The organism is Neobacillus sp. DY30 (assembly GCF_030123065.1).
Classification (GTDB): domain Bacteria; phylum Bacillota; class Bacilli; order Bacillales; family Cytobacillaceae; genus Neobacillus.
In genome coordinates, this window is sequence record NZ_CP126093.1 from 1,967,064 (window position 1) to 1,984,967 (window position 17,904).

General features: G+C 37.7%; 14 protein-coding genes. All 14 read left to right on the top strand.

The annotated features are described in order from the left end of the window. Window positions 1-60: 60 nt before the first annotated feature. Window positions 61-1,365 carry an ABC transporter substrate-binding protein gene (locus QNH29_RS09650; RefSeq protein WP_283864574.1) on the top strand — a complete coding sequence of 435 codons (1,305 nt, stop codon included), beginning with the start codon at window positions 61-63 and terminating at the stop codon, window positions 1,363-1,365. Between the two features lie 83 nt (window positions 1,366-1,448). Further along, window positions 1,449-2,408: a carbohydrate ABC transporter permease gene (locus QNH29_RS09655; protein WP_283864575.1), complete on the top strand. Its 960-nt coding sequence runs from the start codon at window positions 1,449-1,451 to the stop codon at window positions 2,406-2,408. Between the two features lie 2 nt (window positions 2,409-2,410). After that, complete coding sequence (locus tag QNH29_RS09660) at window positions 2,411-3,256, top strand: carbohydrate ABC transporter permease (RefSeq protein ID WP_283864576.1); 846 nt, start codon at window positions 2,411-2,413, stop codon at window positions 3,254-3,256. A gap of 112 nt (window positions 3,257-3,368) precedes the next feature. Then, on the top strand, window positions 3,369-4,007 hold the full coding sequence (locus QNH29_RS09665; RefSeq protein ID WP_283864577.1) for a YesL family protein: 639 nt from the start codon (window positions 3,369-3,371) through the stop codon (window positions 4,005-4,007). Between the two features lie 654 nt (window positions 4,008-4,661). Then, window positions 4,662-5,417, top strand: a complete 756-nt coding sequence (locus QNH29_RS09670) for a CAP domain-containing protein (protein ID WP_283865578.1) — start codon at window positions 4,662-4,664, stop codon at window positions 5,415-5,417. A gap of 190 nt (window positions 5,418-5,607) precedes the next feature. Beyond that, a complete protein-coding gene (locus QNH29_RS09675) occupies window positions 5,608-5,976 on the top strand; it encodes a hypothetical protein (RefSeq protein WP_283864578.1) in 369 nt (122 codons plus the stop codon). Between the two features lie 137 nt (window positions 5,977-6,113). Continuing rightward, on the top strand, window positions 6,114-7,373 hold the full coding sequence (locus QNH29_RS09680; protein ID WP_283864579.1) for an MFS transporter: 1,260 nt from the start codon (window positions 6,114-6,116) through the stop codon (window positions 7,371-7,373). 197 nt (window positions 7,374-7,570) lie between these two features. After that, entirely contained in the window at window positions 7,571-8,542 is a 972-nt protein-coding gene (locus QNH29_RS09685; RefSeq protein ID WP_283864580.1) for an ABC transporter permease, read from the top strand. Between the two features lie 11 nt (window positions 8,543-8,553). Further along, window positions 8,554-9,432 (top strand): carbohydrate ABC transporter permease, encoded by an 879-nt coding sequence (locus QNH29_RS09690; protein ID WP_283864581.1) that lies wholly within the window; start codon window positions 8,554-8,556, stop codon window positions 9,430-9,432. Window positions 9,433-9,550: 118 nt separating this feature from the next. Continuing rightward, entirely contained in the window at window positions 9,551-11,140 is a 1,590-nt protein-coding gene (locus tag QNH29_RS09695; protein ID WP_283864582.1) for an extracellular solute-binding protein, read from the top strand. A gap of 150 nt (window positions 11,141-11,290) precedes the next feature. Then, window positions 11,291-12,331 carry a response regulator transcription factor gene (locus QNH29_RS09700; RefSeq protein ID WP_283864583.1) on the top strand — a complete coding sequence of 347 codons (1,041 nt, stop codon included), beginning with the start codon at window positions 11,291-11,293 and terminating at the stop codon, window positions 12,329-12,331. Further along, entirely contained in the window at window positions 12,328-14,160 is a 1,833-nt protein-coding gene (locus QNH29_RS09705; RefSeq protein WP_283864584.1) for a cache domain-containing sensor histidine kinase, read from the top strand. The genes QNH29_RS09700 and QNH29_RS09705 overlap by 4 nt, the downstream gene beginning before the upstream one ends. 219 nt (window positions 14,161-14,379) lie before the next feature. Continuing rightward, window positions 14,380-16,899: a DNRLRE domain-containing protein gene (locus QNH29_RS09710; RefSeq protein ID WP_283864585.1), complete on the top strand. Its 2,520-nt coding sequence runs from the start codon at window positions 14,380-14,382 to the stop codon at window positions 16,897-16,899. A 211-nt stretch (window positions 16,900-17,110) separates the two neighbouring features. Further along, a complete protein-coding gene (locus QNH29_RS09715) occupies window positions 17,111-17,875 on the top strand; it encodes an SDR family NAD(P)-dependent oxidoreductase (protein WP_283864586.1) in 765 nt (254 codons plus the stop codon). Window positions 17,876-17,904 lie beyond the last annotated feature (29 nt).

A 17,904-nucleotide genomic window follows, 5' to 3' on the forward strand; every position in this document is an offset into this window, starting at 1 on the left:
CATAATTAAGAATGTAAACACTTACATAAAAGTGTGAAAAACAGAAGGGGGAATTAAAGAATGAAGAAATTATTAGTGCTATTGTTTTCTTTTGTTTTAGTTTTTACATTAGCAGCATGTAACAGCAGCAGTTCATCGAGTGGTGAAGAATCTAAACCCAAAGAAGACAAAAAAGATGAAAAAGTAACTCTTCGTATTGCATGGTGGGGATCACAGCCACGACATGATTACACACTTAAAATTATTGAAATGTATCAAGAAAAAAATCCGAATGTAAAAATCGAAGCTGAATATGCTGCTTGGGATGACTATTGGAAGAAGCTAGCACCACAAGCCGCAGCAAAAGAGCTCCCTGACATCATTCAGATGGATTTATCATATTTCACACAATATGCTCAAAATAATCAAATCGCTGATCTAACTCAATATGTGGGTAAACAAATTAATACAAAAGATATTAGCGAAAATATTATCGACGGCGGTAAACTTGGTGATAAGCTTTACGGTATTAACACAGGTGTAAACGTTGTAGGTTTCCATTATGATCCAGCATTACTTAAAAAAGCTGGAGTAGAATCTATTGATCAGAATTGGACTTGGGATGATTACAAAGAAATTGCCCTTAAAGCAAAAGATGCAGGTTTATTCATGGATACTGGTTTTAAGGCAGATGTATTCTTCAACTACTACCTAAGAACACATGGAAAGTCGCTATACAGCAAGGATGGTACAACTCTCGGATATAAAGATGACAAACTGTTCGAAGACTTCTTTAACCTGACAGCTGGTTTAGTAAAAGACAAAGCAGCTCCAACTCCTGATTATTTAGCACAACTTAAAGGTCTTGAAGATAGCCCATTAGTGACGAATGCCGGGATTGGGATTTGGCAATGGTCTAACCAGTTCGTAGGAATTCAACAAGTTGCAAATCGAGAATTAGCGATTGCTCCAATGCCAGGTCCTGATAGCGATAAAGGGTTATACTTAAAGCCAGCTATGTTCTGGTCTGTTGGAAATAATTCAAAACATAAAGAAGAAGCAGCAAAGTTTATTGATTTCATGCTGAATGATATTGAGGCAAACAAATTAAATCTTGGTGACCGTGGTGTTCCTGGTTCTTCCGTGGTAAAAGAAGCATTAAAGCCTCTTCTTTCACCAGCACAAGTTCAAGTGTTTGATTATGTAGATTGGGCAGAAGGTAACAGCTCATCATTTGACGGTCCAGACCCAGTAGGTGCGGGACAAATCATCGAAACTTTGGACAGTTTATCTGAACAAATGGCTTATGGGAATATTAAAGTGGAAGATGCTGCAAAACAATTTAGACAGCAAGCTGAAAGCATCTTGGCACAAAACAAAAAATAATTTCCACTTCGATAGCTGATCACGTAATAGATCAGCTATCGTCCTTTCATCTAGGAATGAGTCTAAAATATGGAGATGAAAAAATGAATACACGTGTGATAAAGGAAAATATCCAAGCAGATGTCGCAATTCGTCCTATCAGCAAGCGTTCCCGTATCATCAAAGAGAATCTGACAGGCTATGCATTTATTAGTCCGTTTATTATCGGATTTCTGGCTTTTACATTTATCCCTATACTTGCATCATTATATCTTTCATTTACAAACTATAATTTGTTTGCCAGCCCAACATGGATAGGCTTGGATAACTACATACAAATGTTTACAGCCGATCCCCGCTATTGGCAATCATTGAAAGTTACACTTATATATGTGGCAGCTGGAGTTCCTTTAAGACTTGCGTTCGCCTTATTAATTGCTTTAATGTTAAATACCGCATCAAGGGCAGTCGGACTTTACCGCACATTGTTCTATTTACCTTCTCTAATAGGGGGAAGCGTTGCGGTTGCGATTATGTGGCGTAATGTCTTTGGTGATGTAGGAATTGTGAATATTGCTCTTGATTTACTAGGACTTTCAGCTATCAGATGGTTTGGTAACCCTACGGCAGCATTGTGGATGCTGATTTTCTTATCCGTATGGCAATTTGGTTCTTCGATGCTGATTTTCTTAGCAGGATTAAAAGGTATTCCTAAAAGTTATTACGAAGCTGCTAGTGTTGATGGTGCAAATGGGTTTCAGAAATTCTTCAAAATCACATTGCCAATGCTTAGTCCAGTTATCTTATTTAATACAGTTATGCAAACCATTGCAGCCTTTATGACATTTGTACCAGCATTTATTATCTCGAAGGGTACAGGCGGTCCGTTAGACGGAACTCTACTTTATTCATTATATCTCTTCATTCAAGGGTTTGAGTTCTTCAATATGGGTTATGCTTCAGCAATGGCATGGATTATGCTAATTATTGTAGGTGTTTTAACGGTCATTATTTTTACTACATCAAAATACTGGGTTCACTATGAATCGGAAGGAGGCAGATAACAATGGCATTAAAATTAAAATCACCAAGATGGTGGATTTATCATATACTAGTCGGCGGCTTTGCGATCTTAATGCTCTACCCGGTTATTTGGCTCCTTATGAGTTCATTTAAACCGAGTGATACGATTTTTGTCACGGCAAAATCTCTGATACCTGATCCATGGATTTGGACCAACTTTGTAGACGGCTGGAAAGGGATTGGCGGAAATTCATTCGGTGTTTTCATTAAGAATACAGCCATTCTAGTTGTAATTACTTTAATTGGACAGGTATTGTCATCAGCGGTTATTGCGTTTGGGTTTGCACGTCTAGAATTTAGAGGAAAAGCCTTTTGGTTTGGAATTATGATGGTGACGTTAATGCTTCCACATGATGTAGTAATGGTTCCTCAGTATATCATTTTTTCAAAACTGGATTGGCTGAACTCGATTAAACCACTGGCTATTCCCGCCTACTTCGGCCATCCGTTCTTCATCTTTCTATTAGTTCAATTTATCCGAACGATTCCACGGGAACTCGATGAAGCGGCGATTATAGATGGATGTGGGACTTTTAAAATTTTCACGAAAATCATTTTGCCATTAATTAAACCTTCTTTAGCTACAGCAGCGATTTTCTCATTCTATTGGACTTGGGAATCATTATTAGGACCGGTTCTTTATTTAAATAGCCCAACAAAGTATACGGTTTCTATGGCTTTAAATATGTTCTTAAGTAATGAGACAGTATCAAACTGGGGCGCGATGTTTGCGATGTCGGTTGTTACCTTGATTCCTGTATTTGTTATCTTCTTCCTCTTCCAACGCCATGTGGTTGAAGGGATCAGTACAAGCGGGTTAAAGGGGTAACATGTTAAGGAAAATCATATACGTAAAACTTTGCCACTTCGTACCCTAAATGGAAGTGGCAAAGTAACAATCATTACCATATTAGGCTATTACGGAACAAGGAGGATTACAAATGGACACTTCAGGATTTTTGGGCAGTTTTAACAAATTGCTCGAATGGATATCAAGATTAGCATTCTTAAATTTATTATGGATTTCATTTTCTCTTCTAGGTTTAATCATCTTTGGATTTTTTCCTGCAACGGTCGCGATGTTCGCAGTTGCTCGTAAATGGATGCTAGGTAATGATGAAATGTCTATTTTTAAGACTTTTTGGACTGTATATAAACGGGAATTTTTGAAGAGTAACTTACTTGGAGCGATTATTGTTGTCATTGGATTAATCTTATACATTGATCTACAGTTTGTTAAACACGCAGAGAATAGTTTCGCTTCTATTCTTTATATCCCATTTTTTATCATTACGCTGATTTTTATTTCGATGCTTTTTTATATCATTCCGATTTTTGTCCATTATGATATGAAGCTAATTCAGGTATTGAAAAACTCGTTTTTTGTGATGATTATGAACCCGCTTTCCACTTTTTATATGCTTATTGGCAGCTTTGGCATACTTTTTGTATTGTCCTATGCACCGCCGATTTGTCTATTGTATAGCGGTAATTTATTAGCACTATTTATTATGAAACCTGCCGTCAATGCCTTTGAAAAAATCAATCAAAAATCACAGTTGTTCATCCAAGAACAATAAATAATTCCTTATTTTAGTTTGCTCCCCTCTATATAAAAAATAACCGCTGGGTTTATTTCCAGACGGTTTTTTTTATGTAAAAATACACGATTATTTCCATCAATATTTATTGAAAAAAAATCAAAAATAAGAAGGCAAAAAAAATAATTTTGCAAGGGGGTAATTAATTTGATAAAAAAGCCTTTAGGCTTATTGCTATCTGGGGTTTTAACGGTCGGTCTTGCTGCGTGTAATAACAATAATGACGCAGCAGATGAAGTACGTACAAGCAGGGCAGATCGAGACAATACATTTTTAACTGTTGGGAATAACAGAGATGATGGTATTGACCATAATGGCCCACTAACCGAGGATTACACCAATAATGATAACAATGACCCGGATTGGGATCGTAATACGCGTAATGACGATAATCTAACCAATGTAAATAACAATCGTACGAACAATCGATATCACCGTACACGAAATGTAAATAACAATCGTGATAACGATCGAAACACCAATATTACAAATGTAAATAACAACCGTACGACAAATAACACGAATAATATCCGCTACAATCCTTTAAATCGTGGTCTTGACCCTGATTTAGTAAATGTAGGGAACAATAACAATAACAAAAATAATACAAACAACAATAACAACAATGATGCTTTGAATATATCTGCTGATCGAACAAATTTAGATAGTAACAGTTACCCTCATACGAAAGCGATTTTAATTCAACACGCTCAGTATAGGTATATTCCGTTCGGTTCAGTGCAATGGTTTCAATTTGGAGGCCAACAAGGAAGGACTCAACAGCAAGGACCGACAGGGCAAGCACCAAATCAACAGCAAGGACCGACAGGGCAAGCACCAAATCAACAACAGAGTCCAACAGCGCCAGCACCTGCAGCACCGACACCTGCGCCAGCTCCAGCTGCACCAGCACCAAAAGCTGCTGCACCAGCACCAAAAGCTGCTGCACCAGCACCAAAAGCTGCAACACCAGCACCAAAAGCTGCAGCGCCAGCACCAGCAACTGGTAACGTCAGTGCTTATGTTCAACAAGTTGTTGATCTAACGAATGAACAACGCGCTAAAAATGGTCTGCCCGCTTTAAAACATGATACACAACTAAGCGGAGTCGCACAAAAGAAATCACAAGATATGGCACAAAACAATTATTTTTCACATACAAGCCCAACATATGGTTCACCATTTGACATGATGAGGGACTTTGGCGTGTCTTATAGATCTGCTGGGGAAAATATCGCCCAAGGACAACGTACACCTCAAGAAGTTGTAAATGCATGGATGAACAGCCCAGGGCATAGACAGAACATTTTAAGCACTAACTTTACTCATATTGGAGTAGGGTACGAAAAGTCTGGTAACCATTGGACACAAATGTTTATTGGTAAATAATTTCGGCACAAGAAAGGAATCCAATACGGGTTCCTTTCTTCTTAGTAATAGATATATACAGGCTATATTCTCATCATTATTTGGAATTTAGCTCGGAGAATGAGAAGAGTTCAAAACGCGGAATATAATAGAGGGTTGAAATTCAAGCCCAAGTGTCTCAAAAAAGTGCTATTAATGGGGGGATTTACGAATGCAAACAAGCCAACATTCAATTACTCATATTCAACAATGCCGTCAGTTAGCACAACAGTTAATTCAACAAACACAAATGGCAAACCAGCAATATCAACAAATGCTTCAAAATGAACAGCATAATGCACAGGTACTTGAACAGATGATCCAGAAAGAACGGTTGGCGGTTCAAACCATTCAACAAAGCCTCCAGGGACACGAATTGGCCATTCAGAGATGTCAGGAAGTTATTGCTCAATGTAATCAACTGGAACGGGAACTGTCAGGTCAGGCAGGTACAGTTGGATTTCAACATCAACCGTTTGTAAATCCAGCCTTCCAATCACATCCAATGCAAAGCTTCCAAAACCAGACATTCCGTCAATAGCTAAAAGAAGAAGCACGCTTAGGCGTGCTTTTTCCCTGAAAACAATAAAAAACCCAACACCATATAAAATAGCCCGATATTCAAGCCTAAAAATAAATGGTAGGATCGAGTAATGAATTTAAAGAAGGTGAAAGGGTATGTTGTTTAGAGGATTAAAGACTAAAAAGGATGTAATTGTAGATAGATCTATAAGTCCTAGTTTATTAGCTTTGTACGTGGATACGTTAGTTATGGCGATTGGTTTTTATATGCTGGTTCCAATATTAAGTGTTTATTTTATTAATCATTTAGGAATGAGCACGGCTTTAGCCGGCTCAATCATTGCAGTCAGTGGTTTGGCTCAAAATGGGTTGCGTTTTTTTTGTGGAATTGCCGCGGACCGGATTGGTTACAAAGAAACGATTATGTTAGGTGTAGGGGTTCGAATTGTAGGGTTTACTTTATATGGTATTGTCGACCATCCTGCAGGATATGCAGTGGCAGCATTTATTTCAGGTATGGGAGGAGCAATCTTTCACCCTGCAAGTTTCGGTGCTTATGCCAGAACAGCAAGTGAAGAGATGAAAACAAGAATATTCAGCATTCGTGAAACACTAAGCAATGTTGGGTTTATATTGGGCCCAGTTATTGGCATGTTACTCCTACGATTAGATTTTTCTTATGTCTGTTTTTCTTCTGCTTTTATGTTTGCATTAGCTTTCTTATTGTCCTGGATTCTCCTGCCCAAAATGGAAGGGGAAAGATCAAAATTACAAAAGCTGTTTCCAATCGTTAAAAAAATATGTAAGGATAAAAGCTTTCTAGGATTTTGTCTTTTAATCATCGGTGTATGGGCGTTAAACGTCCAGCTCTATCTTTCCGTACCTGTCAGGGCGAAAGTATTACATGAAAATGTCGACAGCGTGTCCTTTCTATATATGGCTGGGGCTGTTTTTATGGTGCTGCTGCAAATTCCATTGTTGCGGATTCTATCGACTAAACTACATCAACTTCATATTATGGCTTTAGGCACTTTCATACTTGGACTGAGCATGTTGATATTTAGTATTACTGGAGGATTGTGGTCGATGCTTGGAACAGTATTAATTTTCACACTTGGACAAATGTTGGTGGTACCTACTATGAATTTCTTAATCTCCAATTACTCTGATTCTCACTCATTTGCAACCTATTTTGGATTTACAGGCTGGAGTTTTGCCTTAGGCGGATTCCTAGGCAATACGGGCGGAGGATATCTTCATGATCTGGCTATAAACAGTGAGTATTCTTTAGTGCCGTGGATTACATTATTTTTATTTGGAAGCTTTATTTCCATTATTTTTTATAGGAAAGGTAATGCAAGATTACATGGGAAATTGGAAGTTGAAAGTAAAACAGTAATTGAAAATGAGGGTTAAATATTTATACCTAAAAAAAACCCATGGTCAGCTAAAATGTATCCGAAGTACATATTATTCTGCAATGATAAAATGACATCATTAGGAATATGAAAGTGTCTGGATTTATAAGTCTGAAATTTTAGAAAACAATTATCAAAGGAGGTTAAAATGCAGATTTAAGATCAAAGCAAAAAGGTCCGAGGAGGTAGAGATAGATGAAAAGTACGCTTGTACAGCAAAATTTAAGTACTGAACAAAACATCACAATAAAAGAGAAATCTCGTATTAGGAAAACGCTCAGCAGTCTTAACAAATATAAAGCACTCTATATTATATCGATCCCAGGAATCTTATATTTTCTAATTTTTAAATATGTACCTCTAATGGGATCAGTTATTGCTTTCAAGGATTACAATATTTTCGCTGGAATTTGGGATAGCACATGGGTAGGCCTCAAGCATTTTCATGCATTGTTTGAAAATCCTGATTCCATTAGAGTCTTAAAGAACACCCTGTTATTAAGTTTTTATGATATATTAATTTTTCCCGCACCTCTGATTTTAGCACTTTTATTAAATGAATTGAGATTGGTCCTATATAAAAGATTCATACAAACAATTGTCTATATGCCGCATTTCCTTTCCTGGGTTATTATCAGCGGTTTGTTTATTGGAATTCTTTCTCCGACTACAGGTATTGTGAATAAATTAATTGAATGGTTAGGTCATGAATCAATCTATTTTATGGGTTCTGAAGATTTTATCAGGCCAATACTTGTGCTCACTTATCTTTGGCAGAGTGTGGGCTGGGGAACCATTATTTACTTGGCTGCCCTTGCTGGAGTCAATCCGGAACTCTATGAAGCAGCAAAAGTCGACGGAGCCAATAGATTGCAGCAAATATTGAATGTAACACTTCCAGCGATACTACCAACGTTCAGTATTTTATTCCTTCTCCATATCGGCCATTTTCTAGACTTTGGTTTTGAAAGGGTTTACGTATTCTTAAATCCATTAAACCAGGCCAATGGAGATATTCTAGATACTTATATTTACGAGGTAGGTTTACGGAATGCGCAATACAGTTTTACGACTGCGATAGGACTCTTTAAATCAGTTGTCGGACTTGTGCTCCTTGTCTTGGCAAACTTTGTAAGCAAAAAAGCGTCCGGAAATAGTTTGTATTAGGAGGGGATAGGATGAAATATAGTACAAGTTTAAGATCTAAAATATTCGATATTTGTAATGTATTATTTTTAGCTTCACTTGCGCTGACGATGCTGCTCCCTTTAATATCCGTATTTGCGAAATCATTCAGCGGCTCGAATGCGATAGCAAAGGGCGAGGTCTTCTTTTGGCCAGTAGAATTCACCTTGATTAATTATGAATACGTTTTCCACGACGCCTCCATATGGCGGGCATTTCTAGTTTCACTGGTTATTACTGTCGGCGGGACCTTTATTAACTTATTGGCAACAACATCGCTTGCTTACCCATTGTCAAGACCAGAATACAAAGGGAAAAAGGTTATCTTATTCATGGTGTTATTTACAATGATTTTTTCAGCTCCATTGATACCCTCTTATTTAGTAGTCAAAAACTTTGGAATGGTAGATACATTATGGGCGTTAATTATCCCAAGTATGATTAGTGCATTTAACTTCTTTGTCATGAGATCCTTCTTTTTAAATATACCGAGTACATTAATAGATGCTGCCAGAATTGATGGTCTCGGCGAACTGGGAATCTTATTTCGTATCGTATTACCACTGTCAAAGCCTGTCTTAGCAACAATAGGAATATTTTATGGAGTGAGTCATTGGAATAGCTATCAAACTGCCTTATACTACTTAAATGATCCGAAATTGTATCCGCTGCAGGTCAAGTTGAGACAAATGATTGTGAATGATGAATTATCCGTTGAATCGAATTCCGTATATTCAACAATCGCCTTAAATTCACCGGAAGGAATTCAAATGGCGACAGTAGTAATCGCCACACTGCCAATTTTACTACTGTATCCTTTTTTACAGAAGCATTTTGTTAAAGGGACGATGATTGGGTCTATTAAAGAGTAAATATAAAAAAAAGACAAGTGGACTTAAAAAAATCCCATAGTTGATAGTTTCATTGACAGAATATAATTAATTCAAGTAAATGAAAACGTTTGCTTAATGAATTAGGGGGGAACGAACTATGAAAGAGGTAAAAAGACTATTTACAATTTTAGCAGTAGCACTTTTTTCGCTCATTTTACTAGTAGGATGTCAAAGTGAAAAAACATCCAAAAAGACAGAAAACACTAAAGAAACAGAAGAGGAATCAAAGGAACCATTGAAATTCTCCATTTCTATGAGGACGCTGGCTTTTACACATGTAGAAAATTCTCCTAATATTAACGAGGATGAATATGTAAAAGAGCTCGAAAAGTTAACGAACACTGATTTGGATATTCGTCTGATGCCTCATAATGAATATTCCACCAAAATGGATTTAATGTTTGCTTCAGGAGATATACCGGATGTTGTTCAGACGTCAGCCGGGTATGGTGAAGGAAGTGGACAAACGTTACAGCAAGCAGTTGAGGCAGGGGTGTTCCTTCCACTTGATGATTTAATTGAAAAGTATGGGCCAAATTTGAAAAAGCATATTCCAAAAGCTGCCTGGGAGAAACAAAGATATAAGGATGGAAATATCTATTCAATTCCAGAGTTCCTATCAAATCCTTCGCGGAGAGCAACTTATATCCGTAAAGATTTGCTTGACAAGGCAGGATTGGAAGTTCCAAAAACAGTTGAAGAAACGTTAAATGTATTACGTGAATTTAAGAAAATGGGTGTAGCACAACCGTTTGGCGGACGAGCAGATTTCAAATATGCAGATACTTTCTTTGGATCTTTTGACGTTTTCCCATACAGCAGCATGTGGGAGCTAGATAAGGATGGGAAACCTGTACCGAAATTCTTTGATTCAAAGAACATGGAGGCAGCCCTTAAAACATATAAAACCATGTATGATGAAGGTTTACTTCATAAAGAGTTTTTAACCATCGATTCAAAGCAGTATAAAAACGAAGCAATCACTGGGAACATTGGTATGTGGTCGATGAATGCCAACGAATTATTACAATGGGAGCAGCAATTAAAGGAAAATGTACCGGATGCTGAAATCGCAATTGTTCCTTCTCCGGTTGGTCCAGATGGTAAAGGTGGATATTATCTATATGGTGATGTTACCCGTGCTTATGCAATCAATAAAGAGACAAAAAATCCAGAGAGAATTATCAAATTCTTTGATTGGATGTTATCTGATGAAGCAGCAAAGTACTTCACTTACGGAATTGAAGGAAAAGACTACACAATGGAAAATGGAAAAATCAATTATAAGACTCCTGTAAGCGTGGATGAAGTGAACATTGAGCGTTATCGTACTGCCTTCTTATGGATGGTCCAGGACACAACTTATATTAAAGGTTTACTTAAATTGACACCAGAGGGACAGGAACTGATTAATGTTTACGATACTATTCTTGCAAAAGAGGGCCGTGATGGGATAAATTTCGACCCGCCATTAACGGCGTTGGATACATTGCCTGATTTGCAGCCAGGTTCAGATACTCCGCCAAAATTGCTGATGGGACATATGGCCAAGATGATTACTGGTGCTGAACCAATCAGTGATTGGCCAAAGGTAGTTGAAGAGTGGAAGGAAAGAGGCGGTAATAAGATATTAGAAGAAGCTGCGGATAGATATAAAAAGAAAGAATTTACTGAGTCAAGAAGATAATAAAAGATTAGGCTGTCCTAAGCACCACCTTGGGACAGCTTTCTTGCATTGGTAATGTCAAACAAACATTTCTTCGTTTTTCGAAATGTTTTTATATTGTTAAAGATTGTATAATAGTTTTAATATTTAAAAAAAGGGGTGCATCCATTCATGAAAATATTAATTATTGAAGATGAATTCATAATACGGAAAGCATTACGCCATCTCTTAGAGCATTTGGAACTGGAAGGAGTATTCATTCATGAAATTATGGAAGCAGAGGACGGTGTCGATGCGGAAAATCTATTACAGCAGGAAAAGTTTGATATAGTCTTTACGGACATTAATATGCCTGAAATGGATGGGCTTTCTTTACTTGAAAAATCTGCCAAATATAATCCGGCTGCACAATGGGTCATTTTATCAGGATATGATTCTTTCAAATTTGCACAGCGGGCCATCTTATATGGTGCAAAAGACTATCTTTTGAAACCGATTACAAAGGAGAAGTTGAGCGACACGATGCTCCGCTTAGCAGAAAACATTAAAAAAGAGCAAAATGATTTTATTGATATAAAAGAAATAGAATGGATGTTAGTAGAGCTTGAATCTTCCATTTGGGTTTTAGATGAGAATATTGTGATGGAAACCATCCTGAAATGGACTGAAAAAATGGAGAAAAAACAATTAAAACTATCTTACTATCAAAATGTCATGAACCATCTATTAAAAACGTTGGTGGACCGGATTAACCAAAAAGGCAGCATCAGTCTGGACGCTCCACTTTGCTTCAGTGGAGAGAATATGAATCAAATAACTCGTGAATTTCAGGATATTTGTATAGATATGATTAATAAGACAAGATCCCAAAGGAAGGGGAAAATCATTGATCCGATTGAGGCAGCGAAGGATTATATGCTCAAAAATGTCTGTGCCAAAATAAACTTAGACGATGTCGCACAAAAACTAGGTCTCAACAGTTCTTATTTTAGTCAGCTATTTAAAAGAGAAACCGGCCAGACTTTTGTCGAATATCGGATAAATTTAAGAATGGAAACGGCGAAAAAGCTTCTCGAAAGAAGCGATTTGAGGATTATTGATATTTCGAGTGAAATTGGCTATGATGATGCACCACATTTTGCAAAGACTTTCAAAAAATATACCGGTATTTCTCCAAAAGAATATCGTCAGTCATTAGGGATTGACGTATGAAAAAAAAACTGGATAGTATGAACCTTTTTCAAAGATTGCTTTTGTATTTTGCACTAGTGATGATTTTACCTTTGATCATTGTAGCAAGCATCATCTATATGCAGTCATCCAATCTTCTTGAAAAACAGACGGAAGACTATCTCGGTCAGGTTGTAACGAACGTGAACTTTCAGACTGACCGTTTTGTAAAGAACTATGAACTGGTAACACTGCCGATTGTTTCAAATCCCAATGTGAAGCATTTTCTTGATTTGGAAGAGAACAATGTGTACGTAAAGGAACACATTCGTTATCAATACTATGAAAATATTTGGACGATGATGGATAATATTCTCATACAGAAACCAGAAATTAATCGAATGTACATATTGGGAGATAACAAGAGACAAATTTGGTTACGTGATAAGGGAGGTTCTTTTTCGGAAGAAGAATATTATAATTTAAAAAAAATTACGCCAGAAAGCGGCAGAATCATTATTCATCCGTCCAATCAAAATGACAGAATTACACTTACTATCGCAAGAAAGATTAGAGGTATGAAGTCGTTTTCCCCAAATGGAATTTTAGGAATTGATATTAATTCTTCTGAATTAGGAGAATTGTGGAAAGAAGCTAACCTTGGGAATGAAGGGTTTTTTATGATTGCCGATCCTAATGGGAAAGTAATCTATCATCCTGATTCAAAATTTATTGGTAATACTTTAAATGAGGTGGGAAAGGAGCAAATTAGTAAACATAAACAGGGTACCTTTTTCGATGAATGGAACAATGAGTCTACCTTCTTTCATTTTTTAACTTCGGAATATACAGGATGGAAACTAATCGCCGCAGTACCTAAATCTCAGCTTTTTGCTCCGATTTCTGGAGTTCGATTAACCGCTGTTTTTTCAGCTGTGATTGTGATTATAATTGCTTTTGTCCTATCGGTTAACTCGATCAGGCAAGTGGTTAAACCCATCCAATTATTAGAACGAACAATGAAAACTGTTGAACAAGGAGAGTGGAAAAAGGTTCCAAATCTATCAAGAAATGATGAAATAAGCAGTCTTTTAAGAAGCTACAACAGAATGGTGGACACGCTGTCAACGTTAGTCGACCAGGTCTTTATAGCGGAGTTAAATAATCAACAAGTAAAAATCGAATTGCAGGAGAGAGAACTTGAAAAACAAAAGGTAGAGATTCAGGCACTACAATCACAGATTAATCCACACTTCTTGTACAATACGCTTGAAACAATGAACGGATATGGGATCATCAACGGAATTGAGGAAATTTCAAAAATGGCGGAAGCATTGGCCGGTATGTTCCGTTATTCAGTCCGAAATTTAGAATTGGTCACATTAGCAGATGAAATTGAACATGTTAAAGGCTATCTCATCATTCATGAACTTAGAATAAGAAAGCCTATTAATCTGATTTTAGAGATTGAACCATCGTTATACGCTGCACCAATGGTTAAGCTAAGCCTCCAGCCTCTTGTTGAGAATGCAATCCAACACGGGTTTAGGAAAACTGTGAATGAAATCACCATTACAATTCGTACAAAGATTATTGGTACGTGTCTTCATGTCTGTGTAATCGACAATGGCCGGGGGATACAAAATGATAGATTAAATGAAATACGAGAGTTTATTAAGGGTGATAGAAAAAATAAACCAGAACTTAGAAGTGATTTAGGTATAGGGATTACAAATGTAAACAGACGAATTCAGTTGCTTTTTGGGAATCAATATGGATTAGACCTAAGCAGCAGGGTAAATGAAGGGACAACTGTTTCAATTATTCTGCCATACCAAGATGGGCAAAGTGATACAAATAAGCCTGCATAAAGAATAACATCATGATCAAATCCTTCTACATATCTAAAAATTTGACTAATCAATATAAAAAAAACAACGGAATTGCTCCTTGCTACTGGTTAATATGAAGAAGTAGACTTTTGCTAACTTCAGTAATGACAGCGTTTTCACGTGTTAATGGAAAGGAGCGTAGTGTGATTCCGAGTTATTGAGATTGTCAGACTTTTAGTGAAATGAAGGAGGGTAAAAATGTTTTCAAAACGGAACAAAAAAGGTTCTGTGTTTCTGTATTTACTGGTTGTGTTGATTTTAGTCATTCCTGGTTTTCCTGCTTATTCTGCAGAAGCACAGCCTATCAAACTGCCAATCCTGGAAGTAACGGCAAGTGGGAATGATGGAAACTTTCCTGAAAACACATTAGATGATGACTTAGGTACGCGCTGGTCATCGCAGGGATTAGAAGAATGGATTTTATATGATTTAGGAAGAACTCAGGAGATAGGATATTTAGGTCTAGCTTTTCATAATGGGAACCAAAGACAATCCTATTTTGATGTCCAAGTTTCTAACGACGGTACTGTGTGGCAGACTGTCCTTCAGAATGGAGTTAGTAAAGAAGGAGGGCTTGGTCTAACGGCCTATGACGTTGAAGACTCCTCTGCCCGGTATGTAAAAATCCTATGTAAAGGAAATTCAGTAAATCTCTGGAATAGTATTACGGTTACGCATATTTACAGTCCATCAGCAGATGGTCAGCTGATTCTTGCGGAACTCATTCCTCCAAAACCGGAAGAACGGGAAGATGTAACCTATACAAAGCCAGGATTAATAAATCCTGATGGTTCACAACATGCCATCCATGAGCCGAATAAAGTAACCGGAAAAACTCTAAATGTATTAGATTATGGTGCTGATTCAAAGGACAATGAAAAGGATGATACTCCAGCGATTTTAGCAGCAATCGCAGCAGCAAATCCAGGTGATGAAGTGTATCTTCCTAATGGTACTTATAATTTGAATGGAACATTAGCAAACGATGGTTCCTCCCAAATTGCTCTAAAGTCAGGAGTAAACCTAAGAGGTGAAAGTCAAAATAATGTTTTCCTTGTTTCTGATTTTGACGCTGATGTGCCAAGCGGGAAAGTGCTGCGTTCTTACGGAATGAATAATATCGTGGTCTCCAATTTGACGATTACTTCGACTTTTGATGGAAAGTATTCCACAGATTCTACCAAAACCAATCCAGACCTTGGAGGACCAACCTATGGGATTTATATTACAGATGGGGCAGGTGATACACCGTCTTATAACATTCTAGTTGAACATGTAACCATCGAAAAATACCAAAGAATGGGTATCAGGGTTGAAAATAGCCATGATGTCGTCGTCCAGCATGCTCTTTTCCAAAATGCAACCGATGTAGGCGGCGGGGGTGCCGGTTATGGCGTGAGTATCCAGGGTGTACCGAAAACAGACCGTACCGGTTATAAAAATGATACCCGCTATAATGTTGTTCGAAACAGTGTCTTTAAAGGGCCATACATCCGTCATGGTGCACTAATCCAGTACTATGCCCACAATAATGTTATTTATAATAATACCTTTGAAAACACAGTATTAGATTCCATAGATTTACATGGTGAAGATGAGTTTTTGAATGAAATCTATAAAAATACGATTACTGGTGTTCTAACTGGCGCAGGTATTGGTGTCGGTAACACTGGCGGTACAGCCCCTACGAATCATGATGCGTCAGGAGCTTACAACTATATTCACGATAATAAAATCAGCAACTCAAGAGAAGGTATTAAAGTGCATATGGGTTCACCGAATACCATCATTGAGAAGAATATGATCACCAATACGACGGAGCCTAGTAATGGAAAAGGAATCTACATCCTAAATGCTCCGGGAACCATTATTCGTGACAATATGATTTCCAACAATACAGCCGATGGTTTTACAGGCATTGTACTAGCCCATGATAAGGGGGATACAAAGGCGGGGAATATTGGCGCAGGTGATCCTAAAAAAATCACAATAACTGGCAATCATATTAAGGGTAATACCAATGGTATCAGAATTGAAGCCGGCAGTGAGATTGTTATGAATGACAATAAAGTGGAAAAGAACAAGGAGAATGATTTTTATATTAACCTAGAGTCTGGCGGCCAAGAAGAAAGGCAAGGGGAACAGGAGAAACTAACCCCTGCAGCGGACGCACTAGTTGATATTGAGAGACCTACATCCAATTACGGTCTTGAGAATCCCGATTTAACAGCAGCAGGTTCTGCTGACAAAAACTATTACAAATACTTTAACATTAAAAATAATTTAGAACATACAAAAGGACGGATCGCCTATTACCAGTTTGATATAGCAGACATTAACGATATCAAGGAAGCCATTTTGGAGGTGACTGGAAAAATAGGAAGTAACACAACGAGTGTGGAGCTGGATGTCTTCGGATTAACCAATGATAACTGGGCTGAAGATACCATTACTTGGCAGAATTCTCCCAATCACTCGCAGGAATCCGTCACAGTAACAGGGATTGGAGATTCTGCTTTTTTTCTAGGTTCGATTACCGTTGACTCTGCAGAGGCAGCAAAAATGAATCTGAATGTGACATCGTTTGTTAAATCACAAACAGACGGAAAAGTAACATTGATGATTGTTGATACAAAAGGGCAAAACGGAAATATTAATATGTATTCTAAAGAAGATAGTAACCAGGCTAACTGGCCATCACTCCTGATTGAAAAATAGAATGAGATTTTCATAGTGGCTGGCTCAAAGGGGAAAATGAGAGATCTTTTGAGTCAGCCTTCTTTTTGTAGAGATTGTCCATTGGGCTAAAAAAAAGCCTCTAGAGTCTAAAATTTTTCCGAAGAACAATTTTATCACCATTGTTAGAATGGGTTTATACCAATTATATCTTACGGATTTTTCTTTTTATTATGAATAGGGGGTAAAGGATATGCAATTCGATTTAAATGGAAAAACAGCCTTAGTAACAGGAGCAAGCGGCGGAATTGGGCAAGCGATTGCCATTGATTTAGCCGCAAATGGTGCAAAGGTGGCAGTTAATTATTTAAGCAACCAAGAAGGCGCGGAAGAAACCGTTCGCCTTATTAAAGAGCAGGGCGGAGAAGCCATCATGGTTCAAGCCGATGTAACAGACCTCGACCAAATAGAAGGTCTTGCCTCAGAAGTACAAGAAAAGCTGGGAACAGTAGATATTCTCGTAAATAATGCCGGTCATTTGGTAGAACGAAGAAAGATTGAAGATATGACTATAGAATTATGGCGAAAAGTAATCGATGTCAATGTTACATCGGCAGCCTTTATGAGCAAAGCGGTTATCCCTGGTATGAAAGAAAAAGGAAGCGGTATCATTATCAACCTAAGTTCCGTTGCTGCCCATGATGGAGGCGGGCCTGGTGCAGTACCATATGCAACGACTAAAGGAGCAATCATTACTTTTACTAAGGGACTGGCAAAAGAACTGGCACCGTTTGGGATTCGAGTGAATGCACTTTCTCCTGGTTTTGTTGATCAAACCAAATTCCATGCAACTTTCAATACGGAGGAAGGTAGAAAGGCAACGGTTGCAAAAATTCCATTGGGCCGTGGCGGTGTACCCCAGGATATCAGCGGTGCCGTCCTATTTTTAACATCTCCATATGCTTCTTACATTACGGGAGAAACCATTGAAATCAATGGCGGTATGTTCATGAAATAAATTTTTAAAAAAATAGATTAGGAGGAATA